Origin of the sequence: Lentzea rhizosphaerae (genome assembly GCF_042649515.1) — a bacterium.
Taxonomy (GTDB): Bacteria; Actinomycetota; Actinomycetes; order Mycobacteriales; family Pseudonocardiaceae; genus Lentzea; species Lentzea aerocolonigenes.
The window spans coordinates 251,477-271,896 of record NZ_JBHRZI010000057.1; the positions used below are offsets into that span (position 1 = coordinate 251,477).

Here is a 20,420-nt window from a genome sequence, read left to right on the forward strand (position 1 = left end):
AGTAGCTTTGCCGAATGGACGACGAGTTCATGCCCGCACCGGATCCCAGCGAACTCGGCCTGCCGGACGAACTGCCGCCGATCCGCCTGCCGGACTTGGCGACGCTGGCAGCGCAGGCACGCACCAGCGACTTGCTCACCAAGGCGCGCCGAGCGGCGACCTGGCTGGACGGTCGCGAAGTTGTCGTCGAGGACGGTGGCCTCAGCACCGCCGACACCGCCGCCGCTGTGAAAGCGCTCGGCTTTTCCGACAGCGAGTTCGAGATGCTGTGGGATCTCGCCGAGGATCTCGACTTCATCGAGCTGACCGACGACGAGGCGCGGCCTGGCGACGGACTCGACGAGTGGCCGGACGGCAGCGACGACGACGTGGTCGGCCTGTGGGACGTCGCGTTCGAGTTCGTGCTCGCCGAATCGGTCTGGTACGACGGCGACCTCGATCCGGAAACCGATCCGGACTTCGGTCCTGCCGGCCCCGCCATGATCTTCGCGCTCTTTCTGGCGGGTGGAAACGGCTTGTCCCGCAACGAGTTGAGCGAACTCGTCGAGGGCGCGCTGACCGAGGAGCTGGACGAGGACCTCTTCAAGGCGGTCGGTGACCCCGTTCCCGCGCTCCTGGAGCGGCTGCGCGAGCTCGGTGCCGTGCACATCGCTGACGACACCGTCACGCTCACCCCACTCGCGTTGTGGGGCATGCGCGAACGGTATGTGGCGCTGGGCGTCGACATCGGCGTGCTGCCGCCGGTCGAACAGATGACCGCGGCCGATCTTCTCCGCGCCGGTGCCTCGCTCAGTGAGGAGGAGAACGCCGACGAGTCCCGGGCCTGGCTCGCGCTGCGTACTCCTGAGCAGGCAGCGCAGGAGCTGATCTCCGCAGCGTCGCTCGGCGATGCCTTCGAGCGGATGTTCGCCGTCCATCTGATCAGGTCCAACGAACTGGGCACCGAGTCGCTGTGGCGGTCGGCGATGGACGTGCCCGAGCTGCGGCCGTACGCCAAGACCGAACTTGCGGGCGAGGAAGTGGACATCGCCGACGCGGCGTGGCTCCTCACGGACCTGGTGGCGGCGACGGGCGAGGTCGAGAACGCGTTCCCGCCGGGAGCACCGCCCGAGCTGGTGCGGGACATGTTCGACGCGATGTGGCGTCTCCCGCACCCGGAAGTGTGGGACGCGCTCACGATGATCGGCGAGGAGCACCCGGACAAGAAGATCGCGAAAGCAGCCAGGAAGGCAGCCTTCAAAGCAAGATCGTGAAACATGGAGCCGCTCCATGGCTCCCACCTTCAGGCAGATTTGGCCGGAAACGATGGAGCGCAAAGCCATACCAGGCTTAGCTTTCCGGCATGCCCAAAAGATCGTCCAGTGTGGTGGGGCGTGAGTTCGGTGCCGGTGTTCGTGCCGTCATCGCGCGCACCGGGCTCACCCACCGCAGGCTCGCCGAACTGCTCGGCTGGCAGGAAGCCAAGATCTCCGACCTGACGCTCGGCAAGGGAGGTGTGAGCGAGCAGGAAGTGGTGCTGCTGCTCGCCTATTGCCAGGCCACTACCGAAGAGCGCGAACACCTGCTGGAGCTGTTCAGGGAGTCCGGCAAGGCCTGGCTTCAGATCCCAGAGGACGGCGTGCCTGACCAGGTGCGCACCTTGATCGACCAGGAGCGGGATGCCGAGGAGATCACCGACTGGTCGCTGACTCTTGTGCCTGGCCTCCTGCAGATTCCCGAATACGCCTACGTCGTCACCGAGCACTCGACGTTGATCGAGGCCGAGAAGGTGCCGGCAGTTGCCGCCGCGAGAGCGGCACGCGCGAACATCCTGCGACCCGGACGGCAGTTCACCTTCCTCATCCACGAGCACGCCCTCTGGCTTCAGGTCGGCAGCCTGGAGGTGTGGCGCGAGCAGTTGGCCCATCTGCTCAGGATGTCCGTGCGGAAGTACATCAGCCTGCGGATCGTTCCTCGTTCAGCGGGCATGCACGCGGGAACGGCCGGCGATTTCCGGATGATGAAGTTCCCGAAGTACCCGACCGTCGTCTACGTCGAGAGCGTCAACTACTGCTTGTTCTTCGACGACGCCGACACCATCAAGGCCCACGACGACATCCTTGCGGCTCTCGCCGCCGTCGCCCTGAGTGAGGAAGAATCGAGGGCGGTGATCGACAACATCTTGGAGGGGCTCCAATGACCGCCTGGCGCAAGAGCAGCTACAGCGGCAGTGGCAACAACTGCGTCGAAGTGGGCCGGAGCGTCGGCATCCGCGACAGCAAGGCCCCCGCGACCTACCTCCCCGTGTCGGCGGAAGCGTGGTCGGCGTTCCTGTTTCGTCTGACGACGGAACCGCTGCCCTCCCGTGATCGTCTACGGGAACTGTGAAGCTCAATGCTCTGATCCTGCTGACGACCGCGGCTGTCGTTTCCGGCTGCTCCACCTCGTCCGACCTCGACCTGAGCAAGTTCGTGGACGATCCGTGCCGGCTGTTCACCGGCAACGAACTCAATTCCGAGGACGAGTTCAAGACCCCCGAGCTGAAGGACAATTCGCAGGGGCCGTCCTGCTTCTGGGATCCGGTGGCCATGACGCGGCCCGCTTACATCATCACCTTCTCGACGAAGAAGACGTTCGACGCGCTGAAGGAGAAGGCCGGCAAGGGCAAGACGTTCCGGGAGACGGAGGTCGCCGGATACCCGGCTTTCGTCAGCAACGTCGGCGATGGCCAGGGAACCTGCGACACCACCATCAGCGCGTCGGACGGGGCTGCCGTCGAAGTGCGCATCACCACCAACTTCCGGGCAGAACCCGAATACCCGATCGTCTGCGAACTCAGCGAGAAGCTCGCCGGACGGGTCGTCGGGAAGCTGAAGGCCTAAGCCTGCTCCGGCACCTGCGGGTGCCGGAACCCGGGATGGCCCGACGGCAGCGCACGCCGCAGCAGCCACCCCGACACCAGGATGCAGACGATCTGCAACGGCCACGACAGCAGCGCACGGACCGTGGCCAGCCAGACGACCTGCGCGTCGAGCCACAACGGCGTGAACACGGCCACCCGCAGCACGTACTGCCCGACCCACGCCCACGACGCGACTGAGTACGCGCGCAAAAGGGCAGGATCGCGCCGCCACCGGGTCTTCTGCCCGAGGAGCGTCCCCACCACCACGCCGAGCAACGGCCAGCGCACCGCGATCGAGCCCGCCCACGCCAGGGCCGAGGCCACGTTGGACAGCAGCTGGATGAGGAAGAAGTCCTCGACACGGCCGGTGTAGAGCGCCACCAGAGCGGCGGCCACCACCAGCAGCACGGACAACACGACCGCACGGGGTTTCTCGCCGCGTACGAAGCGCACGACACCGATCACCACTCCGCACAGGACGGCGGCCACGGCGCCCGCGCCGATGGAGTGACCCCAGAGCAGCCAGCCTGCGACGAACGCCAGTGGAGGCAGGGAGGCGTCGAGGGCGCCGCCCCGGCCTCCGAGCAGTGATGCGAGCGACTCCTGGCGCACGTCGGTCATGCTTCCAGATTGCCTTAGGTGAACCTAAGTCAGGTAACGGACCCGTATCGGGGATTGACCCCGGTGAACCAGGTCACTACCGTCTGCGGAAATCGTCTGGAAAGTTAACAGACAGGAGCGGACCTAATGCGTGCCGGAAGCCCACGACTGCTGCGGGAGATCAACGACCGCGCAGCCATCGAGGCTTTGCTGCGCAACGGGCCGCTGACCAGGTCGGAGTTGGAGGGCCTGATCGGCCTCTCCAAGCCGGCGACCGCACAGCTGCTCACCCGGCTGGAAACCGCCGACACCGTGGTCCGCAACGGACTGCGCGGCGGCGGACGCGGGCCTCGTGCCCAGCTGTGGTCGGTCAACGGAACCCTTGCGCACATCGCCGCTGTCGACCTCACCCCCGAGACCGTCGACATCGCGATCGCGGACATCTCCGGTGCCGTGCTCACCGAGCACAAGGCCCCGATGCCCGCGAAGCACGGCGTGCTCGAGGCGTTCGTGAGCGCGGTCGGCAAGGCGTGCGGGCAGGCGGGACTGACCGCCGACCAGTTGCTGCACGTCGTGGTGGGCTGTCCGGGAGCGGTGAATCCCGCGAACGGCGAGCTCGCCTACGCACCACATCTGCCCGGCTGGAGCGGCTTCGACGTTCCCGGCCGGTTGCGGGAGCAGCTCGCGACCTCGGTGAGCGTCGAGAACGACGTCAACCTGGTCGCGCTGGAGGAGATGGTCGCGGGACGGGCCACGCAGGTGCGCGACTTCGTCGTCATCTGGCCCGCTGACCTCGTCGGTGCCGCCGTCGTGATCAACGGAGTGCTGCTGAAGGGCGCTTCCGGTGGTGCGGGCGAGATCGACGGGCTGATGATCCCCGACCGCGCGGCCGCCGACACCGACACGGACCGCGCCGGCGGCACGTTCGGTGAGCTGCTCAGCAACGCGTCGATCTGCAAGCTCGCCAAGGCTCACGGGCTCTCCGCACGCAACGGTCACGGTGCCGTGCGCAAGGCGTTGGCCGCGGGCCCGGCGGGCAGGGAGTTCATGGTCGATCTCGCGAGGCGCATCGCCACGGGCGTGGCCAGCGTCGTCGCGGTGCTCGACCCGGAACTCATCCTCCTGTCCGGCGACATCGCCCAGGCAGGGGGAACCACGCTGAACGACCTCGTTGCCGCGGAACTGCGGCAACTGGTGGTGCCGAGGACACCTCTCCAACTGGCCCTGGTGACCGGGAAGCCGGTGCGCAGCGGCGCACTGCACTCGGCCCTGGCCGTCGCACGCGAGCAGGTGTTCGGCCTGCCGGCAGCCACCACGGCTCCATTCCGCGGCCCAGTGGTCGCCGGGTCCCCACGTTGATCGAGAAGGAGTGCACATGCGCAAGCACACCCGTGCTGCCTTGCTCTGTGTCGCCGCAGCGCTGACCCTCACCGCATGTGCGGCGGGCAAGGGTGGCGGCGCCAATTCCGACGCCGCCGCCGCTCCTGGCAAGGACGACAAGCTCACCCTCACGGTCTGGAGCAACTACTCCGACCGCGAGTTGGAAGAGGTCACGAAGGCCCTCAAGACGTTCAACAAGAAGTTCCCGAACATCGAGATCAAGCACGAGGGCTCGCAGGACGACGACAAGATCACCGCGGGCATCCGGTCGGGCAACACGCCTGACGTCGCGCTGTCGTTCACCACCGACAACATCGGCCAGTTCTGCTCTTCCGGCGCGTTCCAGCCGCTGAAGGCCTACATCGACCGCGACAAGGTCGACCTGAACCAGATCTCCCCCGCGGTGCGGGAGTACACCGAGTACAAGGGCAACCGCTGTGCGATGCCCATGCTCACCGACGTCTACGCCATGTACTACAACACCGGCATGTTCAGCGAGGCCGGCGTCTCGGCCCCGCCGAAGTCGCTGGACGAGCTGTTCGAGGTTGCGAAGAAGCTGACCAAGAAGGCGCCGAACGGCGACATCGAGGTCGCGGGTTACCTGCCCACCATGGGTTTCTACGCCAACCGCCCGACCATCCTGGCTCCGTCGTTCGGCGCGGAGTGGGAGAAGGACGGCAAGTCGGCGCTCGCGTCCTCGCCCGGTTTCACCGAGATGATGACGTTCCAGAAGAAGCTCGTGGACTTCTACGGCTTCGACGCGCTGGAGCGCTTCCGCGCCGGTCTCGGCCAGGAGTACTCGGCTGACCACGCGTTCCACCAGGGCAAGGTCGCGATCATGATGGACGGCGAGTACCGCACCGCCTTCCTCAAGGCCCAGGCGCCGCAGATCAAGTTCGGCACGGCTCCGTTCCCGACCTGGAAGCCCGCCGACTACGGCACGGCCTTCACCACCGGCACGATCATGGGCATTCCCAAGGGCGCCAAGAACCCCGGCGCCGCGTGGGAGCTGATCAAGCACCTGTCGTTCGACACCGACACGATCGTCGACCTGTCCAACGCCATCAAGAACGTGCCGAGCACCAAGGCCGCCATGGAGAGCCCGAAGCTGGAAGTCGACGAGCAGTTCAAGACGTTCATCGACCTGGCCAAGAGCGACAAGCTCAAGGGCAACCCGGTCACCCCGATCGGTGACGCGCACATCAAGGCAGTCACGGACTTCGCGGTGTCGTACACCTCCGGCAAGGTCCCGGACCTCGCAGCCGGTCTCAAGGAAGTCGACAAGAACATCGACGACCAGATCGCCAAGAGCGGCAAGTAGGGAATCCCTGAGATGACCGCCACGCTCGGCGCCCGTCCCGCCCCCGGCAGGGGGCGGGCACGTGCCCGCCACCGTCTCGCCGTGCTCGGGTTCATGGCCCCGGCAATCATCGGCTTCGTCCTGTTCTTCGGTTATCCGCTGGTCGCCACGGTCATCTTCAGCTTCACGAAGTACGACCTGATCAACGCGCCGGAGTTCAACGGCCTCGCCAACTACGAGTTCATGTTCAAGGATCCCTTGCTCACCAAGGCGATCACGAACACCTTGTGGTTCGTCGTGGTGCTCACGATCGCGCGAACGGTCTTCGCGCTGGGCGTGGCATCGGTCATCGCTCGTCTGAAGTCTGGCGTCGGATTGATCCGCACGCTCTGCTACCTGCCGTCGCTGGCGCCGCCGGTGGCCGCAACGCTGGTGTTCTTCATGGTGTTGCGCCCCAACGGCGGCCCGGTGGACAGCATCCTCGGCTGGTTCGGCGTCGACTCGCCGCTGTGGTTCTCCGACCCGGCGTGGGCCAAGCCCGGCATCACCGCGATCATGCTGTGGATCTCGGGCGACCTGATGATCATCATCCTGGCCGCGATCCTCGACGTTCCGCAGGAGCAGTACGAGGCGGCGGAGCTCGACGGCGCCGGCCCGATCCGGCGCTGGTGGCACGTCACGTTGCCGACGATCTCCCCGGTGCTGCTCTTCGGCATCGTGAACTCGGTGATCCTCGCGTTGCAGCTCTTCACGCAGGCGGTCGTCGCGGGGTCGGCCGGCTCGGGAGCAGCGGACGCGACGGGATCGACCAAATACCTGGGATATCCGGACAACTCGACGCTGACGTTCCCGGTTTACCTGTACACGCAAGGCTTCCGCTACTTCGACATGGGCTACGCGGCCGCGATGGCCACGGTCCTGTTCATCATCTCGTTCGCCGTCACCATCGTGCTGGTCCAGCGGATGCGCAAAAACTCCAGCGCCGAGGAAGGGGGTCCGGGAGCATGACCGCCACGCTGGCCAAACCACCGGCCGACATCGCCTGGGAACCGGAACAGCCGCGCCGCAAGCGCAACGTCGGCGGCTTCCTCAACTGGGTCGCCACGCACGCCCTCGGCCTCGCGCTCGGCCTGATGTTCGCCACACCCGTCGTGTTCGTCTTCCTCACCGCGGTGATGTCGGACGACCAGGCGTTCACCTCGAACCTGTGGCCGACGGAGTGGCACTGGGAGAACTTCGTCGAGGTCTTCGACAAGGCCCCGCTCTTCCAGTACCTCGTCAACAGCCTCACGTACTCGCTGCTCGCCACCGCGGGCATGCTGATCTCGTCGATCCCCGCCGCCTACGCGTTGGCGAAACTGCAGTGGCGCGGCCGGAACGTGGCGTTCATCCTCGTCATCGGCGCGATGATGCTGCCGCCGCAGGTCGTGGCCGTGCCGCTGTACGACACGTGGTCGTCGCTGGGCCTGACGGGCACGCTGTGGCCGTTGATCGTGCCGTACTTCCTCTTCGACGCGTTCAGCATCTTCCTCCTGCGCCAGTTCATGCTCACGATCCCGCAGTCCTACGTGGACGCTGCCCGCGTCGACGGCTGCTCGGAGTTCCAGGCGCTGGTGCGGATCATCGTGCCGATGGCCAAGCCGGGCATCGCGGCCACCGCGCTGTTCTGCTTCCTCTTCACCTGGAACGACTACTTCGGCCCGTTGCTCTACACGGGCGAGGTGAAGGACCAGTGGACGTTGTCGCTGGCGCTGGCGACGTTCAAGGGCATGCACATCGTCCAGTGGAACTCGTCGATGGCGGTGACGTTCCTGACGATGATCCCGGCCGTCGTCCTCTTCGTCTTCGCCCAGAAGTCGTTCGTCAAGGGAATCACGTTCACGGGGGTCAAGGGGTGACCCCCTCGTTGATCTTGATGAAGGGAACCTTCATCCACGTGGGGTCGATGAAGGTTCCCTTCATCCCGAACTTGCACGCCACGCAAGTTCGCCATGAAGGTTCCCTTCATCGCGCCTTGGCGGCGAACCAGCGATCCGCGCCCTGTTCCGCAGAGGTTCGATTCATCCCCGCCCTGACGGACGGGATCTGCTCGGAGGACTTCAGATGAAACTCACCGTCGTCGGTGGCGGGTCCACCTACACGCCGGAGCTGATCGACGGCATCGCCGGCCGTCGCACCAGCCTGGCGGTGGACGAGATCGTCCTGGTCGACCCGGACGAGCACCGCCTCTCTCTCGTCGGTCCGTTCAGCCAGCGCCTGCTCCAGCACGCGGGTCACCCGGCGAAGGCGCGCACCACCACGTCGCTCGAAGACGGTGTCGAGGGCGCGTCCGCGGTGCTGCTGCAGTTGCGCGTGGGTGGTCAGAAGGCCCGCGCTTCGGACGAGACGTTCCCGTTGACCTGCGGGTGCGTCGGCCAGGAGACCACCGGCGCGGGAGGCCTCGCGAAGGCTCTGCGGACCGTGCCGGTGGTCCTGGACATCGCGGAGACGGTCCGGGAGCTCGCTGGCCCGGACACGTGGATCGTGAACTTCACGAACCCGGTCGGCATCGTGACTCGGGCGTTGCTCCAGGCTGGGCACAAGGCGATCGGCCTGTGCAACGTGGCGATCACGTTCCAGCGCTGGACGTCCGGCCTGCTGGGCGTCGATCCGTCCACTGTGGAGCTGGAGCACGTCGGCCTGAACCACCTCACGTGGGAACGCGGCGTGTACGTCGACGGCGTGGACCGGCTGCCGGAGCTGCTCTCGCAGCACCTCGAGGGCCTCTCGAAGCACGTCGGCATCGACGCGTCGCTGATCCAGCGCCTGAACATGGTGCCGTCGTACTACCTGAACTACTTCTACAACCACGACGCCGTCGTGAAGAAGCAGCGCAACGAGCCGCCGCGCGCCGAGGTCGTCGCGGCGGTCGAGAAGGAGCTGCTCGACATCTACGGCGACCCGTCGGTCGTGACGAAGCCCGAGCAGCTCTCGCAGCGCGGTGGCGCGTACTACTCGGAGGCAGCCGTGCAGCTCGTGCACGCGTTGACGGGTGGCGCCGGTGCCGAGAAGCACGTGGTGAACGTGCAGAACAACGGTTCGCTGCCGTTCCTGCCCGACGACGCCGTGATCGAGGTTTCGTCCACTGTGGACTCCAAGGGTGGCGTCGCACTGCCGGTGCGCCCGGTGGAGCCGACCATCTCCGGCCTGATCTCGCACGTGACCGCGTACGAGTACCTGGCGCTGGAAGCCGCGATCCACGGTGGTCGCGACCGAGTGGCGAACGCACTGCTCGCCCACCCGCTGATCGGCCAGCACGCCATCGCGGACCAGCTGGCCGACGAGCTGATCGCGCAGAACCGCGATCTGCTGCCGTGGGTGAAGGGAGCCTGACAACAATGACGGACCGGGTCCTCGCCATCGACGGCGGGAACAGCAAGACCGCGGTGCTCCTGGTGGACGCGGACGGCAAGGTGCTCGCGCAGGTGCGCGGGCCCGGTGCCCCGCCGCAGACCGTGGGCATGCAGCGCGGGCTCGACGTGTTCGAGGCACTGGCACGCGAGGCCGCAGCTCAGGCGGGACTGTCCCCCGACGAGCCGATCGCCGCGCACACGGCCGCTTTCCTCGCGGGGGCCGACCTGCCCCGCGAGGAGGAGGACCTGACGCGGGCGATCACCGAGCGGAACTGGTCCACGACGACGTTCGTCGGCAACGACACGTTCGCGTTGCTGCGCGCCGGAACCACGTCCGGCGTGGGTGTGGCCGTGGTGTGCGGCGCCGGCATCAACGCCGTCGGTGTGGCCCACGACGGCCGCACGCACCGCTTTCCCGCTCTGGGCGCCATTTCGGGCGACTGGGGCGGCGGCGGGCAGCTCGGCAACGACGCCCTGTGGCACGCAGTGCGCGCCGAGGACGGCCGCGGCCAGCCGACCGAGCTGCTGGGCGCCCTGCTGGAGCACTACGGCGAGACGTCCATCTTCAGCGTGGTCGAGAAGATCCACTTCGAGGAGATCGCGCTCGACCCGCACGCCCTCTGCCCGCTGGTCTTCGACGTCGCCGCCCGCGGTGATGCCGTTGCCCTGGCCCAGATCGACCGTCTGGTCGAGGAGATCGTGCTGCTTTCGACGGTCTCGTTGCGCAAGCTCGACCTGATGGACGAGCCGGTGGACGTGGTCCTCGGCGGCGGTGTTCTGACCAACACGGGCGAGGTCGTGGTGGGCCCGGTCCGCGAGAAGGTGCTGGCAGCCGCACCACTCGCCCAGGTCCGCGTGGTGGACGTGCCTCCCGTGGTGGGTGCCGCGCTGGCCGGACTCGACTTCATCGGAGCCTCGCCGGGCGCAGAGCTGAGGCTGCGCTCGGCCTACGACGACCACCTGCCGGCCGCCGCCCTCGACGTGGCGGCCAGCGGGTGAGGTGAAAGCCCCGTCTCAGGGGGTAGATCGGCGGCGGCGCCCCCTGAGACGGTCCCAAACCCCACTGCTCGGGGCAGATCGGCGGCGGCGTCCCGGGCAGTGGACCCAACCCCTTTCCGAGGGGGAGCTGATCGGCGGCGGCGCTCCCCCTCGGAAAGGGTCCCACCGGCCCCCGCAGCGACCTCACGCGCCGAGGCCGCTGCGGGGGTTTCCCGTTTGACGAACGACCTTCCGCGGATAACGTTCGGGTAATGCCCTGCGTCCGGTGTGAGCCGCACGTCGCCGTGCTTCGTAGACCGGAGCATGGGTGAGAGCGTGAGCACTACTAAGGTCCGTAGTGTGTTGAGACGGTTGTCCCGCACGATGTTGTCCTTCGCGGTCGGTGCGGGTGTGGTCCTTCCCTTCGTCCTCGCCTCCGCACCCGCCGCGGCCAACGCGGCTCCGTGCGACGCACCGGTGACCAACGCGGTCCTGTGCGAGAACACCAAACCCGGTACGCCCGGCTGGCTGGTGCCCTCGCGGGACAACTCGATCGTCGGCTTCACCACCGACATCAGCAGCACACCGGGCGGTCGCGTCAACTTCAAGGTGCTGACCTCCGCGCCGGCCTACACGATCGACATCTACCGGATGGGCTGGTACGGCGGCCTCGGTGCCCGGCTGGTCGGCCAGATCGGCCGCGACACGCCCCAGACCCAGCCGTCCTGCCTGCGGGACACGCCGACCGCGCTCATCGACTGCGGCAACTGGGCGGTCTCGGTGAGCTGGGACGTGCCGTCCGACGCGGTGTCCGGCATCTACTACGCCCGTGTCCGGCGCACCGACACCGGTGCCCAGAACGAGATCGTGTTCGTCGTGCGGGACGACGCCTCCCGGTCCAAGATCCTCTTCCAGACGGCCGACGCGACGTGGGTGGCCTACAACCGTTACGGCGGCAACAGCCTCTACTACGGCGACGGTCCCGGACAGGGCGGTTCGGCGTACAAGGTGAGCTACAACCGCCCGATCACCGGCGGTGGCGGCGACGAGAACTTCGTCTTCAACGCCGAGTACCCGATGCTGCGCTTCCTGGAGGCGAACGGGTACGACGTGAGCTACACGACCGACGTCGACACGGCGCGCCGCGGCCAGCTCATCAAGAACCACCGCGTGTTCATGCCGGTCGGGCACCCCGAGTACTGGTCGAACGAACAGCGCGCCAACATCGAGGCCGCCCGTGACGCCGGTGTGCACATGGCGTTCCTCACCGGCAACGAGTTCTTCTGGAAGACCCGCTGGGAACCCGGCATCGACTCCTCGCGAACCGACTGGCGCACGATCGCCTGCTTCAAGGAGACCAAGGGCACCCAGAGCGACGGGCTGAGCGACTGGACCGGCACGTGGCGCGACCCGCGGTACAGCCCGCCGCAGGACGGTGGCCGCCCCGAGAACGCCTTGCTGGGCAACCTCTTCACCGTCAACGGCCGCCGCGACGACGCGCTGCAGGTGCCGGCCGCGTACGGGAAGATGCGGCTCTGGCGCCACACCGACCTGCAGTCGCTGGCGTCCGGTGCCACGTACTCGTTCAAGCCCGGCACGCTGGGCTACGAGTGGAACAGCGTGGAGGACAACGGCTTCCAGCCCGCGGGCGTCGCGCAGCTCTCGCGCACGACGGTCGACATGCAGGGCTACTTCGTGCTGAAGAACCACGGCGACGAGTACGGCTCCGGAACCAAGACGCACGCGATCACCTACTACCGGCACTCCAGCGGATCGCTCGTGTTCGCCGCCGGGACGGTGCAGTGGGCGTGGGGCGTCGACGACGAGCACGCGTACCGCACCACCACGCCGACGTCCGACGTCCGGATGAAGCAGGCCACCGTCAACTTCCTGGCGGACATGGGCGTTCTCCCGGCCTCGCTGCAACCGGGCCTGACCGCGGCGACCCCGAGCACCGACACCGCGCCGCCCGGCGTGTCGATGACCTCGGTGCCGGGGCAGTCGACCGTCGGCCAGCCGTACACGTTCTCCGGCACGGTGGTCGACGCCGCCGGCCAGGTCGCGGGGGTCGAGGTGTCCACCGACGGCGGGACCCGCTGGCACCCGGCGACGTGGCAGGCCGGGCAGACGACCTGGAGCTACACCTACACGCCCGCGCAGTCGGGCCCGGCACGTCTGCGGGTTCGCGCCGTCGACGACTCGGCCAACCTCTCCGCACCGATCGGCGCGGACCCCGGCGTGGCCTCGCGGGTGTGCCCGTGCGGTGTCTTCAGCTCCGCCGACACACCGGCGGTCGCCTCGGCGGCCGACAACTCCGCGCTGGAACTCGGCATGAAGTTCCGTGCCACCACTTCCGGCTACGTGCGGGGAGTGCGGTTCCACAAGGGCGACGGCAACACCGGGACGCACACCGGTTCGCTCTGGTCGAGCAGCGGTGAGCAGCTGGCCACCGGCACGTTCACCGGCGAGACGGCGAACGGCTGGCAGACCCTGCTGTTCGCGGCCCCGGTGGCGGTGCGGGCGAACACCACCTACGTCGTCTCGTACTTCACCCCGACCGGACGGTTCTCCTACGACTCCGAGTACTTCTTCCGCAGGAACAAACTGCTGGAACCGCTGACCGGCCTCGCGTCCGATGTGGACGGACCGAACGGCGTCTTCCGCTACGGCGGCGGCTTCCCGAACAGCACGTTCAACCACACCAACTACTGGGTCGACGTGGTGTGGGCGCCGGATCCCGGCTCGGACACCCGCGCACCGGTCAGGACGACCAGTTCACCCCTCCCGGACGCCGGTTCGGTCGCACTGACCACGACGGTGTCGGGCACGTTCGACGAGGCGGTGACGCCGAACTCCGTGCAGTTCACCGTCACCGGTCCGAACGGCGCCATCTCCGGCACGACCTCGTTGTCCGCGGACGCGCACACGGCCACGTTCACACCGGCGGCTCCGTTGGCCGCAGCGACGACCTACAGCGCGTCGGTGCGTGCCGCGGACGCCGCCGGCAACCTGTCCGCGGCGACCACCTGGAAGTTCACCACCGGTTCGCCACGTCCGGCGGCGTGCCCGTGCACGATCTGGGACGACTTCACCGCCCCGGCCGTCGCGGACTCCGGTGACACCAACCAGGTCGAGGTCGGCACCAAGGTCCGCTTCGACGCCAGGGGCCAGGTCCACGGCGTCCGGTTCTACAAGGGCGCGGGCAACACCGGCACCCACACCGGAACCCTGTGGTCCTCGACCGGTCAGCAGCTCGCGACCGGCACGTTCACCGCGGAGACCTCGTCCGGCTGGCAGAAGCTGCTGTTCGCCTCACCGATCACGGTGCAGCCGAACACCACCTACGTCGTGTCGTACCACGCCCCGAACGGCAGGTACTCGGTCAGCTCCGGCTACTTCAACGGCCAGGGCGCGGGCTACAAGTCGTTGCACGCCTTGCCGAACGGCACGGACGGCGGCAACGGCGTCTACCGCTACGGCGGCGGCTTCCCGACCTCGTCGTACAACGCCGCGAACTACTGGGTCGACGTCATCTACCGCAGCGCCACCGACGGGGACGGTGAAGCCCCACCACCGCCGCCGACGCTGACGCACCGCTCGCCGGGCGCCGGCACGACGAACGCGGGCCTGACGGCGCCGCTGACGGCGACGTTCAGCGGACCGGTCTCGGCCGGCTCCGCCCAGATCTGGCTGACCGACCCCAGAGGTGACCGGCTGACCGGCACGGTTTCGCTGTCGGCCGACCGGAAGACCGTGACCTGGCAACCAGCCGGTCCGCTCGCACCGGGCACGCGCTACCAGGCGCACCTGGACCTGGGCGACGCGAGCGGCGACCCACCGCTCGACTGGGCCTTCACCACCACGACGACGCCTGCCTGCCCGTGCTCGTTGTTCAGCACGGCGACCGTGCCCGCCAAGACGTCCGCGGACGACAGCAACGCCTACGAGCTCGGCATCCGGTTCTCGCCGACGCGTTCCGGCCAGATCACCGGCGTGCGGTTCTACAAGGGCGCGGGCAACACCGGCACCCACACCGGGTCGCTGTGGAACTCCTCCGGTCAGCGTCTCGCGACCGGCACGTTCACCAACGAGACCGCCACGGGCTGGCAGACGTTGACCTTCGCCCAGCCGGTGACCGTCACCGCGGGCCAGACCTACACCGCGTCCTACACGACCACAACGGGCCACTACGCCGTGAACGTCGGGTACTTCACGGCTGGTCCGGTCACCTCGCCGACGCTGATCGCCCCGGCGGAGCAGAACGGCGTGTTCGCCTACGGTTCCGGCTTTCCCTCGAACACCTACGCGAACTCCAACTACTGGGTCGACGTGGTCTTCGAACCGAGCTAGGGAACCGGCACGCTCGACTCAGCGGAGGTCGCGGCCGACGACGAGAGCGACGGCAGCGACACGGACGGCACCACCGTCGTGCCCGCCGTGCTCGTCGGGGCCTGCACGGCCTCCGGTGTCACCACGGGGTTCGAGTGCGGCGGCGGCGTCACCGCCGGCCGGGTGGAGGACGGACGCACCGGCGCGACCTTCACCGCGGACGGCACCGGCGTGAACTCCATCGGCGGCTGATCACCGCCGATGTTCGCCACCTCCGGCTCGCTCGGCGAGGCGTCGGAAGGGCCGGGAACGGGGACCACACCGGTGCTCATGGCCACACCGGCCAGCACCCCGATTGTGACGAGCGCGACACCCAGAGAAAGTGAGGGAAGCGGCAAACCAGAACGCACCGGCAGAAGTTAGCGGCCGAGTGGGACAAATCCCCTGGAACGCCTTCAAGCTTCGCTCGATCGAGTGGTAAAAGAATCGTCACCCACAGCGACAAAACCTACGATGCCGTAACCGACGGTGGCGTAACCAGCGCCTGGTTGTGCATGCTGACCAGTCGCCTGCGAACGGGAGCCGCGGGCACGTGGAAGTTAGGGGGATGTTGTGCTGCTGCGATGGAACAGTCTCGTGTCCCTGGGGGACAGCTTCACTGAAGGCATGGACGATCCGGGCCCTGGCGACACCTACGTCGGCTGGGCGGACCGGCTCGCGGGCTTGATGGCCGCACAGGCGCCGGAGTTCAGGTACGCCAACCTCGCGATCAGGGGCAAGATGCTCCAGGAGATCATCGACGACCAGGTGCCGCTCGCGATCTCGCTCAAACCGGACCTGGTGACGTTCTGCGGGGGCGGCAACGACATCATGCTGCCGAACAGCGACCCGGACGCGCTGGCCGAGGTCTACGAGGTCGCGGTCGCCGACCTCCGCGCCGCCGGGTCCGACGTCGTCATCTTCACCGGCTTCGACACGCGGTCCACCCCTCTGCTGCGGAGCCTGCGGGGCAAGATCGCCATCTACAACAGCCACCTGTGGTCGATCGCCGAGCGCTACCACTGCCGGATGGTCGACCTGTGGTCCATGCACGTGCTGCACGACAAGCGCGCGTGGAGCGAGGACCGGCTGCACCTGTCGCCCGAGGGGCACCAGCGGGTCGCGCTCAAGGCCTACCAGGTGCTCGGACTCAGCGACGACCACTCGTGGAACGAGCCGTGGCCGGCGTTGGAGCAGACGGACTGGGTCACCCAGCGCAAGGCCGACCTCAAGTGGGCGCGCGAGCACGTCGTGCCGTGGATCGGACGCACGCTGCGGGGTGAGTCGATGGGCGACGGGATGGCGCCGAAGCGGCCGGAGCTGTTGCCGTTGGCGCGCTGCACCGAAGAGAACTTCGGGTGAGGTGAAGGGTCCGACCGGCACTCTCCCCCGAATGCCGGTCGGACCCTCCGAACGCAGTCGCCTTACCCCCTCGGTAATCCCCCACTCGGCGGCTGCTAGTTCAACGTTCCCATGTTTTGGGACCAGACGACTAAACGTCCGCTAAACCTCGGACGACAGCGAATCCAGTGCCGCACGCACCTCGACCGCACGGGCCGAGTTGACCTGCGCGTACAGCCGCAGCGCCTCGGTCAATTCCGCTGCCGCAGCAACCCATTCCGCCCGCCGGAGCAACACTCCGCCGAGCACCTGGCGGCCAAAACCTTCGAGGTAGGTCATCTCGGCCGCGGCAGCCTGGTCCACGACCTGCCGTGCGAGCGACTCCGCCTGGTCCAGCGAACCGGCCTGCAGGTACAGCTCGGCGAGGTTGGCGAGACCGCGGACGAGCGCGACCTGGTCGCCTGAGCGCCGGTACACCTCGACGGCGTGAGCTTGGTGCTGCAGCGCCACTTCCACGCGGCCGCGGGCCTGTTCGACCTGTGCCACGTTGTTCAGCCCGTGGCCCTCGCCGACGACGTCACCGGACTGCTGCGCGAGCTGCACCGACTCCCAGAAGTGCAGCAGCGCCTCGTCGTGGTGCTCCAGCCGGAACAGGACGTCGGCGAGTTGGGCGAGCGTCAGCACCAGATACTGGCGCTCACCCAGCTCGGTCGCGAGCCGGTGCGCGCGGCGAGCGTCGGGCAGCAGGACGGGGCGTCCGAGCCTGGCGTTCGTCGTGTAGGTCGTGTCCAGCATCAGGATCTGACCGAGGCGGCTCCCCGTCACCTCGGCCGCGGCCAGGCCGAACCCGACCAGTGCGACCCACTCCCCGGTGAGCGCGCGCACGGTCGCATAGGGGTGCAACAGCCTCACGAGCTGCCACACCTGGTCGTGCAGGCCCGCTTCGGCGGCCGCGTGCACGATCGCGACGACGTTGGGCCACTCCTCGTCGAACCACGCCACCGGGTCGCCGAACGGCGGCAGCGACGTGGACCCGTTGTCCCCCAACGCGAAGTCCAGTCCGTCACGCGCCGGTCGGATGGCGCGGCGGACGTGGTCGCACGCGACGAGGTAGTAGTTCACCAGGCGCCGCAACGAGTCCTTGTCCGCCCGGCCCGCTCCCCGCACGTACAGGCGCACCAGCTCGTGCATCGTGAACCCGTCCGGCCACGGCTCGACGAGCAGGTTCACCTCGACGAGCTGCGCCAGGCGGTCGCGCGCCGACTCGACGTGCGTGCGGGTCAGCGCGGCGACGGCGTGCGACGACATCCACCGGCCGGGCGCCATGCCGACGGACTGGAAGACCTCACCGAGATCGGACGGCAGGTCGCGGGTCGACAGGTCCAGCGCCCTCGACACTCCCACGCCTGCCTCAGGTAGGTCCAGGCCACGCATCCGCTGCCCGTCGTCGGCCAGCTCGCCCACGAGCTCCTCGACCGTCCACTCCGGACTGATCACCAGCTTCGCCGCGGCCACCCGCAGCGCCAGCGGCAGGCCACCGCACAGCTCGGCGAGCTTGCGGGCGGCCATGGGGTCCTCCTCGGACAACGGCTTGCCCAGCACGTCGTCGAGCAGTTCGCGCGCGGCCCCCTCGTCCAACGGGCCCAGCTTGCGCACGCGGGCGCTGTTCGTGACGACGAGACGTTCCATCTGGCTGCGCGACGTCACGAGCACCACCGACCCGGAACCCGGCGGCAGCAACGGCTGCACCTGCTCGAAGCCCGTCGCGTCGTCGAGCACCACGAGCACGCGGCGGCGGTTGAGCAACGACCGGTACAGCCCGACCCGGTCGTCCAGCGCGACCGGCACCCCGTCCGCGGGAACGCCCAGCGCCACCAGGAACCTGGTCAGCACCTCACCGGGCTCCGTGTCGCCGAGCGACGCGAACAGCACGCCGTGCTGGAACATCTCGGAGTGCTCGTGCCCCCACGTGATCGCGAGGGCGCTCTTGCCGACACCGGGCGCCCCTGTCAGCACGGCCACCGTCGTCGCGAGCAGGTTCCTGGCCGCGCAGACGCCGTCGAGCCACGACAGGTCGTCGTCCCGGCCGAACAGACGGGTGGCGGAGGCGGGCAGCAGCGCCGGTGCCACGATCCCCGCACGCGGTGCGACGGGACGGGCTTCGACGGAACCGATCACGCTCAGCGCCGGGTCGTCGCGCAGCACCTGTTCGTGCAGCAACCGCAGCTGTGGGCCGGGATCGATGCCCAGCTCGTCCGCCGCGCGGCGCTGGAACCGTTGGTAGGCTTCCAGAGCGTCGGCGCGCTGACCCGACCGGTACAGCGCGCGCATGCTGTGCGCGACCAGCCGTTCGCGGAACGGGTACTCGGTGCAGAGCCCTCGCAGCTCGCCCACGAGCTCCAGGTGCCGGCCCAGCTCCAGTTCGGCGTCGATGCGCTCCTCCAGCGCCGACAGCCGCAGCTCCTCCAGGTCGGAGGTCATCGGGTCGCCCGGCACGTCGGCGAGCACCGGCCCGCGCCACAGCCCCAGCGCCTCGCGCAGCAAGCCCGCCCGGATGGCGGCGGGCTTGCCGCGAGAAGACGTCACGAGCTGCCGCGCGCGGTGCAGGTCGAGACGCCACGGATCAACGGCCAGCTGGTACCCGGTCGGTGTCGTGCGGATCGTCGCCGAGCCCGTCGGGTCGGCCTCCTCCAGCATCTTGCGCAACCGCGAGACGTATCCGTGCACGATCGTCCGCGCGGTGGCGGGCGGCGCGTCCGTCCACAACGCGTCGACGATCTGGTCGATCGAGACCGGCCGGTTCGCCTCGACGACCAGCATGGCGAGCAGTCCGCGCATGCCGCGGCGGCCGAGCTGGATCAGCCTGCCGTCCGCGAGCACCTGGAGTGGACCGAGCACGCCGAACTCGAGTCCGGTTTTGCTCCGCATGCCCCTCCCTCTCCTGCGCTGACCTCGTCACTTCAACAGGTGCGGGAGGGGCCGTCTCAGATACAAGTGCGGTTCAAGTTCGCGGGACGCTACTGTTCACGCGTGCCGCGAGATCGTGACTCCGTGGTTGACCGCGGCGCCGGGTGCCTCCTCGGCGGCGCTCTCGGTGATGCGCTCGGCGCTCCTGTGCAGTACCTCGGCTGGGCCGACATCCAGCGCGAACACGGCCCCGAGGGCGTTGTCGCACCACCGAAGCCCGCGCTGTTCACCGACGACACCCAGCTGACGCTCTTCACCGCCGACGGCTACCTCCGCGCGTGGGTGCGCGGGAAGCGGACCGGTGAGTGGGAACCGTCGGAGATGGTGTGGCACAGCTACCGGCGCTGGTTGGTCACCCAGCAGCAGCCGGCCCCGGAACGGGGCGCGGTGGGCCTGCTCGCAGACGAACGGCTGTATGAGAGCCGTTCGCCGGGTTTGACGTGCCTGCGCGCGCTGGCCGCGGACACCATGTCCACACCGCAGGAACCGCACAACGAGTCGTCGGGCTGCAACGGCGTCACGCGCACCGCACCGGCGGGCTTCGCACCGTCCGCGGCGATCGCATACGACCTGGGCTGCCGGTTCGCCGCGTTGACGCACGGCGGCACGGGCGGCTGGGTCTCCGGCGGCGCGCTGGCGTTGCTGATCCACCTGCTCGCGGTGAAGGGCAGGCCGGTGCGCGAAGCCATCGACCAGGTCATCGGCCGGGTGCTGCGCGACGACACGTACACGGCGACGGTGCTGACGCGGGCCGTGGTGCTGGCGGAGGAGCACGACGGCGAGTCGTCCGTGCGCGTCGACCGGCTCGGCAGCGGCTGGACCGGTCCGGAGGCGTTGGCGATCGCGGTCTACACCGTGCTGACGCACCCGAAGCCGTCGCAGTTCGTGGACGCGATGCGCGCTGCTGCCAACCACTCCGGCGGCAGTGACGCCACGGCGGCGTTGACCGGCAACGTGCTCGGCGCGTTGCACGGCACCGAGGCGCTACCGCGGGACTGGCTGAGCAGCCTGGAGCTGGTGGACGTGCTGGACGCGATGGGCCGCGACCTGGGCGCCTCCGCCGTGAACCTCGACTTCAACGAGGACCGCTACGCCTAACCCCCTGCTGCTGACCGCACGCGGGGCCCTTTCGTGCGCCAGGAGAGTACGAAAGCTCCCCGCGTGCACTCAGCGGCAGGATGGTTTGCACAACTGGGTGGGCGAGATTGGGCGA

16 protein-coding genes are annotated in these 20,420 nt (G+C 68.4%); 13 read left to right on the forward strand and 3 right to left on the reverse strand.

Features of this window, described 5'->3' with window-relative positions:
* The first annotated feature begins 14 nt into the window (after nucleotides 1-14).
* The 4 genes from ACFOWZ_RS45770 (at nucleotide 15) to ACFOWZ_RS45785 (ending at nucleotide 2,861) form a co-directional block, all read left to right on the forward strand.
* On the forward strand, nucleotides 15-1,253 hold the full coding sequence (locus ACFOWZ_RS45770) for a hypothetical protein (protein WP_382380619.1): 1,239 nt from the start codon (nucleotides 15-17) through the stop codon (nucleotides 1,251-1,253).
* Nucleotides 1,254-1,342: 89 nt separating this feature from the next.
* Complete coding sequence (locus ACFOWZ_RS45775) at nucleotides 1,343-2,179, forward strand: helix-turn-helix domain-containing protein (RefSeq protein ID WP_382380621.1); 837 nt, start codon at nucleotides 1,343-1,345, stop codon at nucleotides 2,177-2,179.
* Complete coding sequence (locus ACFOWZ_RS45780) at nucleotides 2,176-2,367, forward strand: DUF397 domain-containing protein (RefSeq protein WP_382380623.1); 192 nt, start codon at nucleotides 2,176-2,178, stop codon at nucleotides 2,365-2,367. The genes ACFOWZ_RS45775 and ACFOWZ_RS45780 overlap by 4 nt, the downstream gene beginning before the upstream one ends.
* Entirely contained in the window at nucleotides 2,364-2,861 is a 498-nt protein-coding gene (locus ACFOWZ_RS45785) for a DUF3558 domain-containing protein (RefSeq protein WP_382380625.1), read from the forward strand. The genes ACFOWZ_RS45780 and ACFOWZ_RS45785 overlap by 4 nt, the downstream gene beginning before the upstream one ends.
* Here the strand turns inward: ACFOWZ_RS45785 and ACFOWZ_RS45790 are convergent.
* The gene (locus tag ACFOWZ_RS45790) at nucleotides 2,858-3,502 is read right to left on the reverse strand and encodes a DUF3159 domain-containing protein (protein WP_382380627.1); all 645 of its coding nucleotides are present in this window, start codon (nucleotides 3,500-3,502) and stop codon (nucleotides 2,858-2,860) included. The genes ACFOWZ_RS45785 and ACFOWZ_RS45790 overlap by 4 nt on opposite strands.
* Before the next feature lie 126 nt (nucleotides 3,503-3,628).
* Between ACFOWZ_RS45790 and ACFOWZ_RS45795 the strand changes: the two genes are divergently transcribed.
* From ACFOWZ_RS45795 to ACFOWZ_RS45825, 7 genes are all read left to right on the forward strand, one after another.
* Complete coding sequence (locus tag ACFOWZ_RS45795; protein WP_382380629.1) at nucleotides 3,629-4,840, forward strand: ROK family transcriptional regulator; 1,212 nt, start codon at nucleotides 3,629-3,631, stop codon at nucleotides 4,838-4,840.
* A 16-nt stretch (nucleotides 4,841-4,856) separates the two neighbouring features.
* A complete protein-coding gene (locus ACFOWZ_RS45800; RefSeq protein ID WP_382380631.1) occupies nucleotides 4,857-6,182 on the forward strand; it encodes an ABC transporter substrate-binding protein in 1,326 nt (441 codons plus the stop codon).
* A 12-nt stretch (nucleotides 6,183-6,194) separates the two neighbouring features.
* A complete protein-coding gene (locus tag ACFOWZ_RS45805; protein WP_382380633.1) occupies nucleotides 6,195-7,169 on the forward strand; it encodes a carbohydrate ABC transporter permease in 975 nt (324 codons plus the stop codon).
* Complete coding sequence (locus tag ACFOWZ_RS45810; protein WP_382380635.1) at nucleotides 7,166-8,059, forward strand: carbohydrate ABC transporter permease; 894 nt, start codon at nucleotides 7,166-7,168, stop codon at nucleotides 8,057-8,059. The genes ACFOWZ_RS45805 and ACFOWZ_RS45810 overlap by 4 nt, the downstream gene beginning before the upstream one ends.
* 205 nt (nucleotides 8,060-8,264) lie before the next feature.
* Nucleotides 8,265-9,533 (forward strand): 6-phospho-beta-glucosidase, encoded by a 1,269-nt coding sequence (locus ACFOWZ_RS45815; RefSeq protein ID WP_382380637.1) that lies wholly within the window; start codon nucleotides 8,265-8,267, stop codon nucleotides 9,531-9,533.
* 5 nt (nucleotides 9,534-9,538) lie between these two features.
* Nucleotides 9,539-10,552 (forward strand): N-acetylglucosamine kinase, encoded by a 1,014-nt coding sequence (locus tag ACFOWZ_RS45820; protein ID WP_382380639.1) that lies wholly within the window; start codon nucleotides 9,539-9,541, stop codon nucleotides 10,550-10,552.
* 339 nt (nucleotides 10,553-10,891) lie between these two features.
* Complete coding sequence (locus ACFOWZ_RS45825; RefSeq protein ID WP_382380641.1) at nucleotides 10,892-14,881, forward strand: DUF4082 domain-containing protein; 3,990 nt, start codon at nucleotides 10,892-10,894, stop codon at nucleotides 14,879-14,881.
* On the opposite strand, the gene ACFOWZ_RS45830 is transcribed toward ACFOWZ_RS45825, so the two are convergent.
* A complete protein-coding gene (locus ACFOWZ_RS45830) occupies nucleotides 14,878-15,192 on the reverse strand; it encodes a hypothetical protein (protein ID WP_382380643.1) in 315 nt (104 codons plus the stop codon). The two genes, ACFOWZ_RS45825 and ACFOWZ_RS45830, sit on opposite strands and share 4 nt — an antisense overlap.
* A 304-nt stretch (nucleotides 15,193-15,496) precedes the next feature.
* On the opposite strand from ACFOWZ_RS45830, the gene ACFOWZ_RS45835 reads away from it, so the two are divergent.
* On the forward strand, nucleotides 15,497-16,261 hold the full coding sequence (locus ACFOWZ_RS45835) for an SGNH/GDSL hydrolase family protein (RefSeq protein WP_382380645.1): 765 nt from the start codon (nucleotides 15,497-15,499) through the stop codon (nucleotides 16,259-16,261).
* Nucleotides 16,262-16,402: 141 nt separating this feature from the next.
* Here ACFOWZ_RS45835 and ACFOWZ_RS45840 read toward each other — a convergent pair whose 3' ends face one another.
* A complete protein-coding gene (locus ACFOWZ_RS45840) occupies nucleotides 16,403-19,168 on the reverse strand; it encodes an AfsR/SARP family transcriptional regulator (RefSeq protein WP_382380647.1) in 2,766 nt (921 codons plus the stop codon).
* Nucleotides 19,169-19,270: 102 nt separating this feature from the next.
* Between ACFOWZ_RS45840 and ACFOWZ_RS45845 the strand changes: the two genes are divergently transcribed.
* Nucleotides 19,271-20,305: an ADP-ribosylglycohydrolase family protein gene (locus tag ACFOWZ_RS45845; protein WP_382380649.1), complete on the forward strand. Its 1,035-nt coding sequence runs from the start codon at nucleotides 19,271-19,273 to the stop codon at nucleotides 20,303-20,305.
* The last annotated feature ends 115 nt before the right edge of the window (nucleotides 20,306-20,420 follow it).

Coding starts and splice junctions, on each gene's coding strand:
- ACFOWZ_RS45770 (WP_382380619.1), top strand. CDS start 15: ATGGACGACGAGTTCATGCCCGCACCGGATCCCAGCGAACTCGGCCTG.
- ACFOWZ_RS45775 (WP_382380621.1), top strand. CDS start 1,343: ATGCCCAAAAGATCGTCCAGTGTGGTGGGGCGTGAGTTCGGTGCCGGT.
- ACFOWZ_RS45780 (WP_382380623.1), top strand. CDS start 2,176: ATGACCGCCTGGCGCAAGAGCAGCTACAGCGGCAGTGGCAACAACTGC.
- ACFOWZ_RS45790 (WP_382380627.1), bottom strand. CDS start 3,502: ATGACCGACGTGCGCCAGGAGTCGCTCGCATCACTGCTCGGAGGCCGG.
- ACFOWZ_RS45795 (WP_382380629.1), top strand. CDS start 3,629: ATGCGTGCCGGAAGCCCACGACTGCTGCGGGAGATCAACGACCGCGCA.
- ACFOWZ_RS45800 (WP_382380631.1), top strand. CDS start 4,857: ATGCGCAAGCACACCCGTGCTGCCTTGCTCTGTGTCGCCGCAGCGCTG.
- ACFOWZ_RS45805 (WP_382380633.1), top strand. CDS start 6,195: ATGACCGCCACGCTCGGCGCCCGTCCCGCCCCCGGCAGGGGGCGGGCA.
- ACFOWZ_RS45810 (WP_382380635.1), top strand. CDS start 7,166: ATGACCGCCACGCTGGCCAAACCACCGGCCGACATCGCCTGGGAACCG.
- ACFOWZ_RS45815 (WP_382380637.1), top strand. CDS start 8,265: ATGAAACTCACCGTCGTCGGTGGCGGGTCCACCTACACGCCGGAGCTG.
- ACFOWZ_RS45820 (WP_382380639.1), top strand. CDS start 9,539: ATGACGGACCGGGTCCTCGCCATCGACGGCGGGAACAGCAAGACCGCG.
- ACFOWZ_RS45830 (WP_382380643.1), bottom strand. CDS start 15,192: ATGAGCACCGGTGTGGTCCCCGTTCCCGGCCCTTCCGACGCCTCGCCG.
- ACFOWZ_RS45840 (WP_382380647.1), bottom strand. CDS start 19,168: ATGCGGAGCAAAACCGGACTCGAGTTCGGCGTGCTCGGTCCACTCCAG.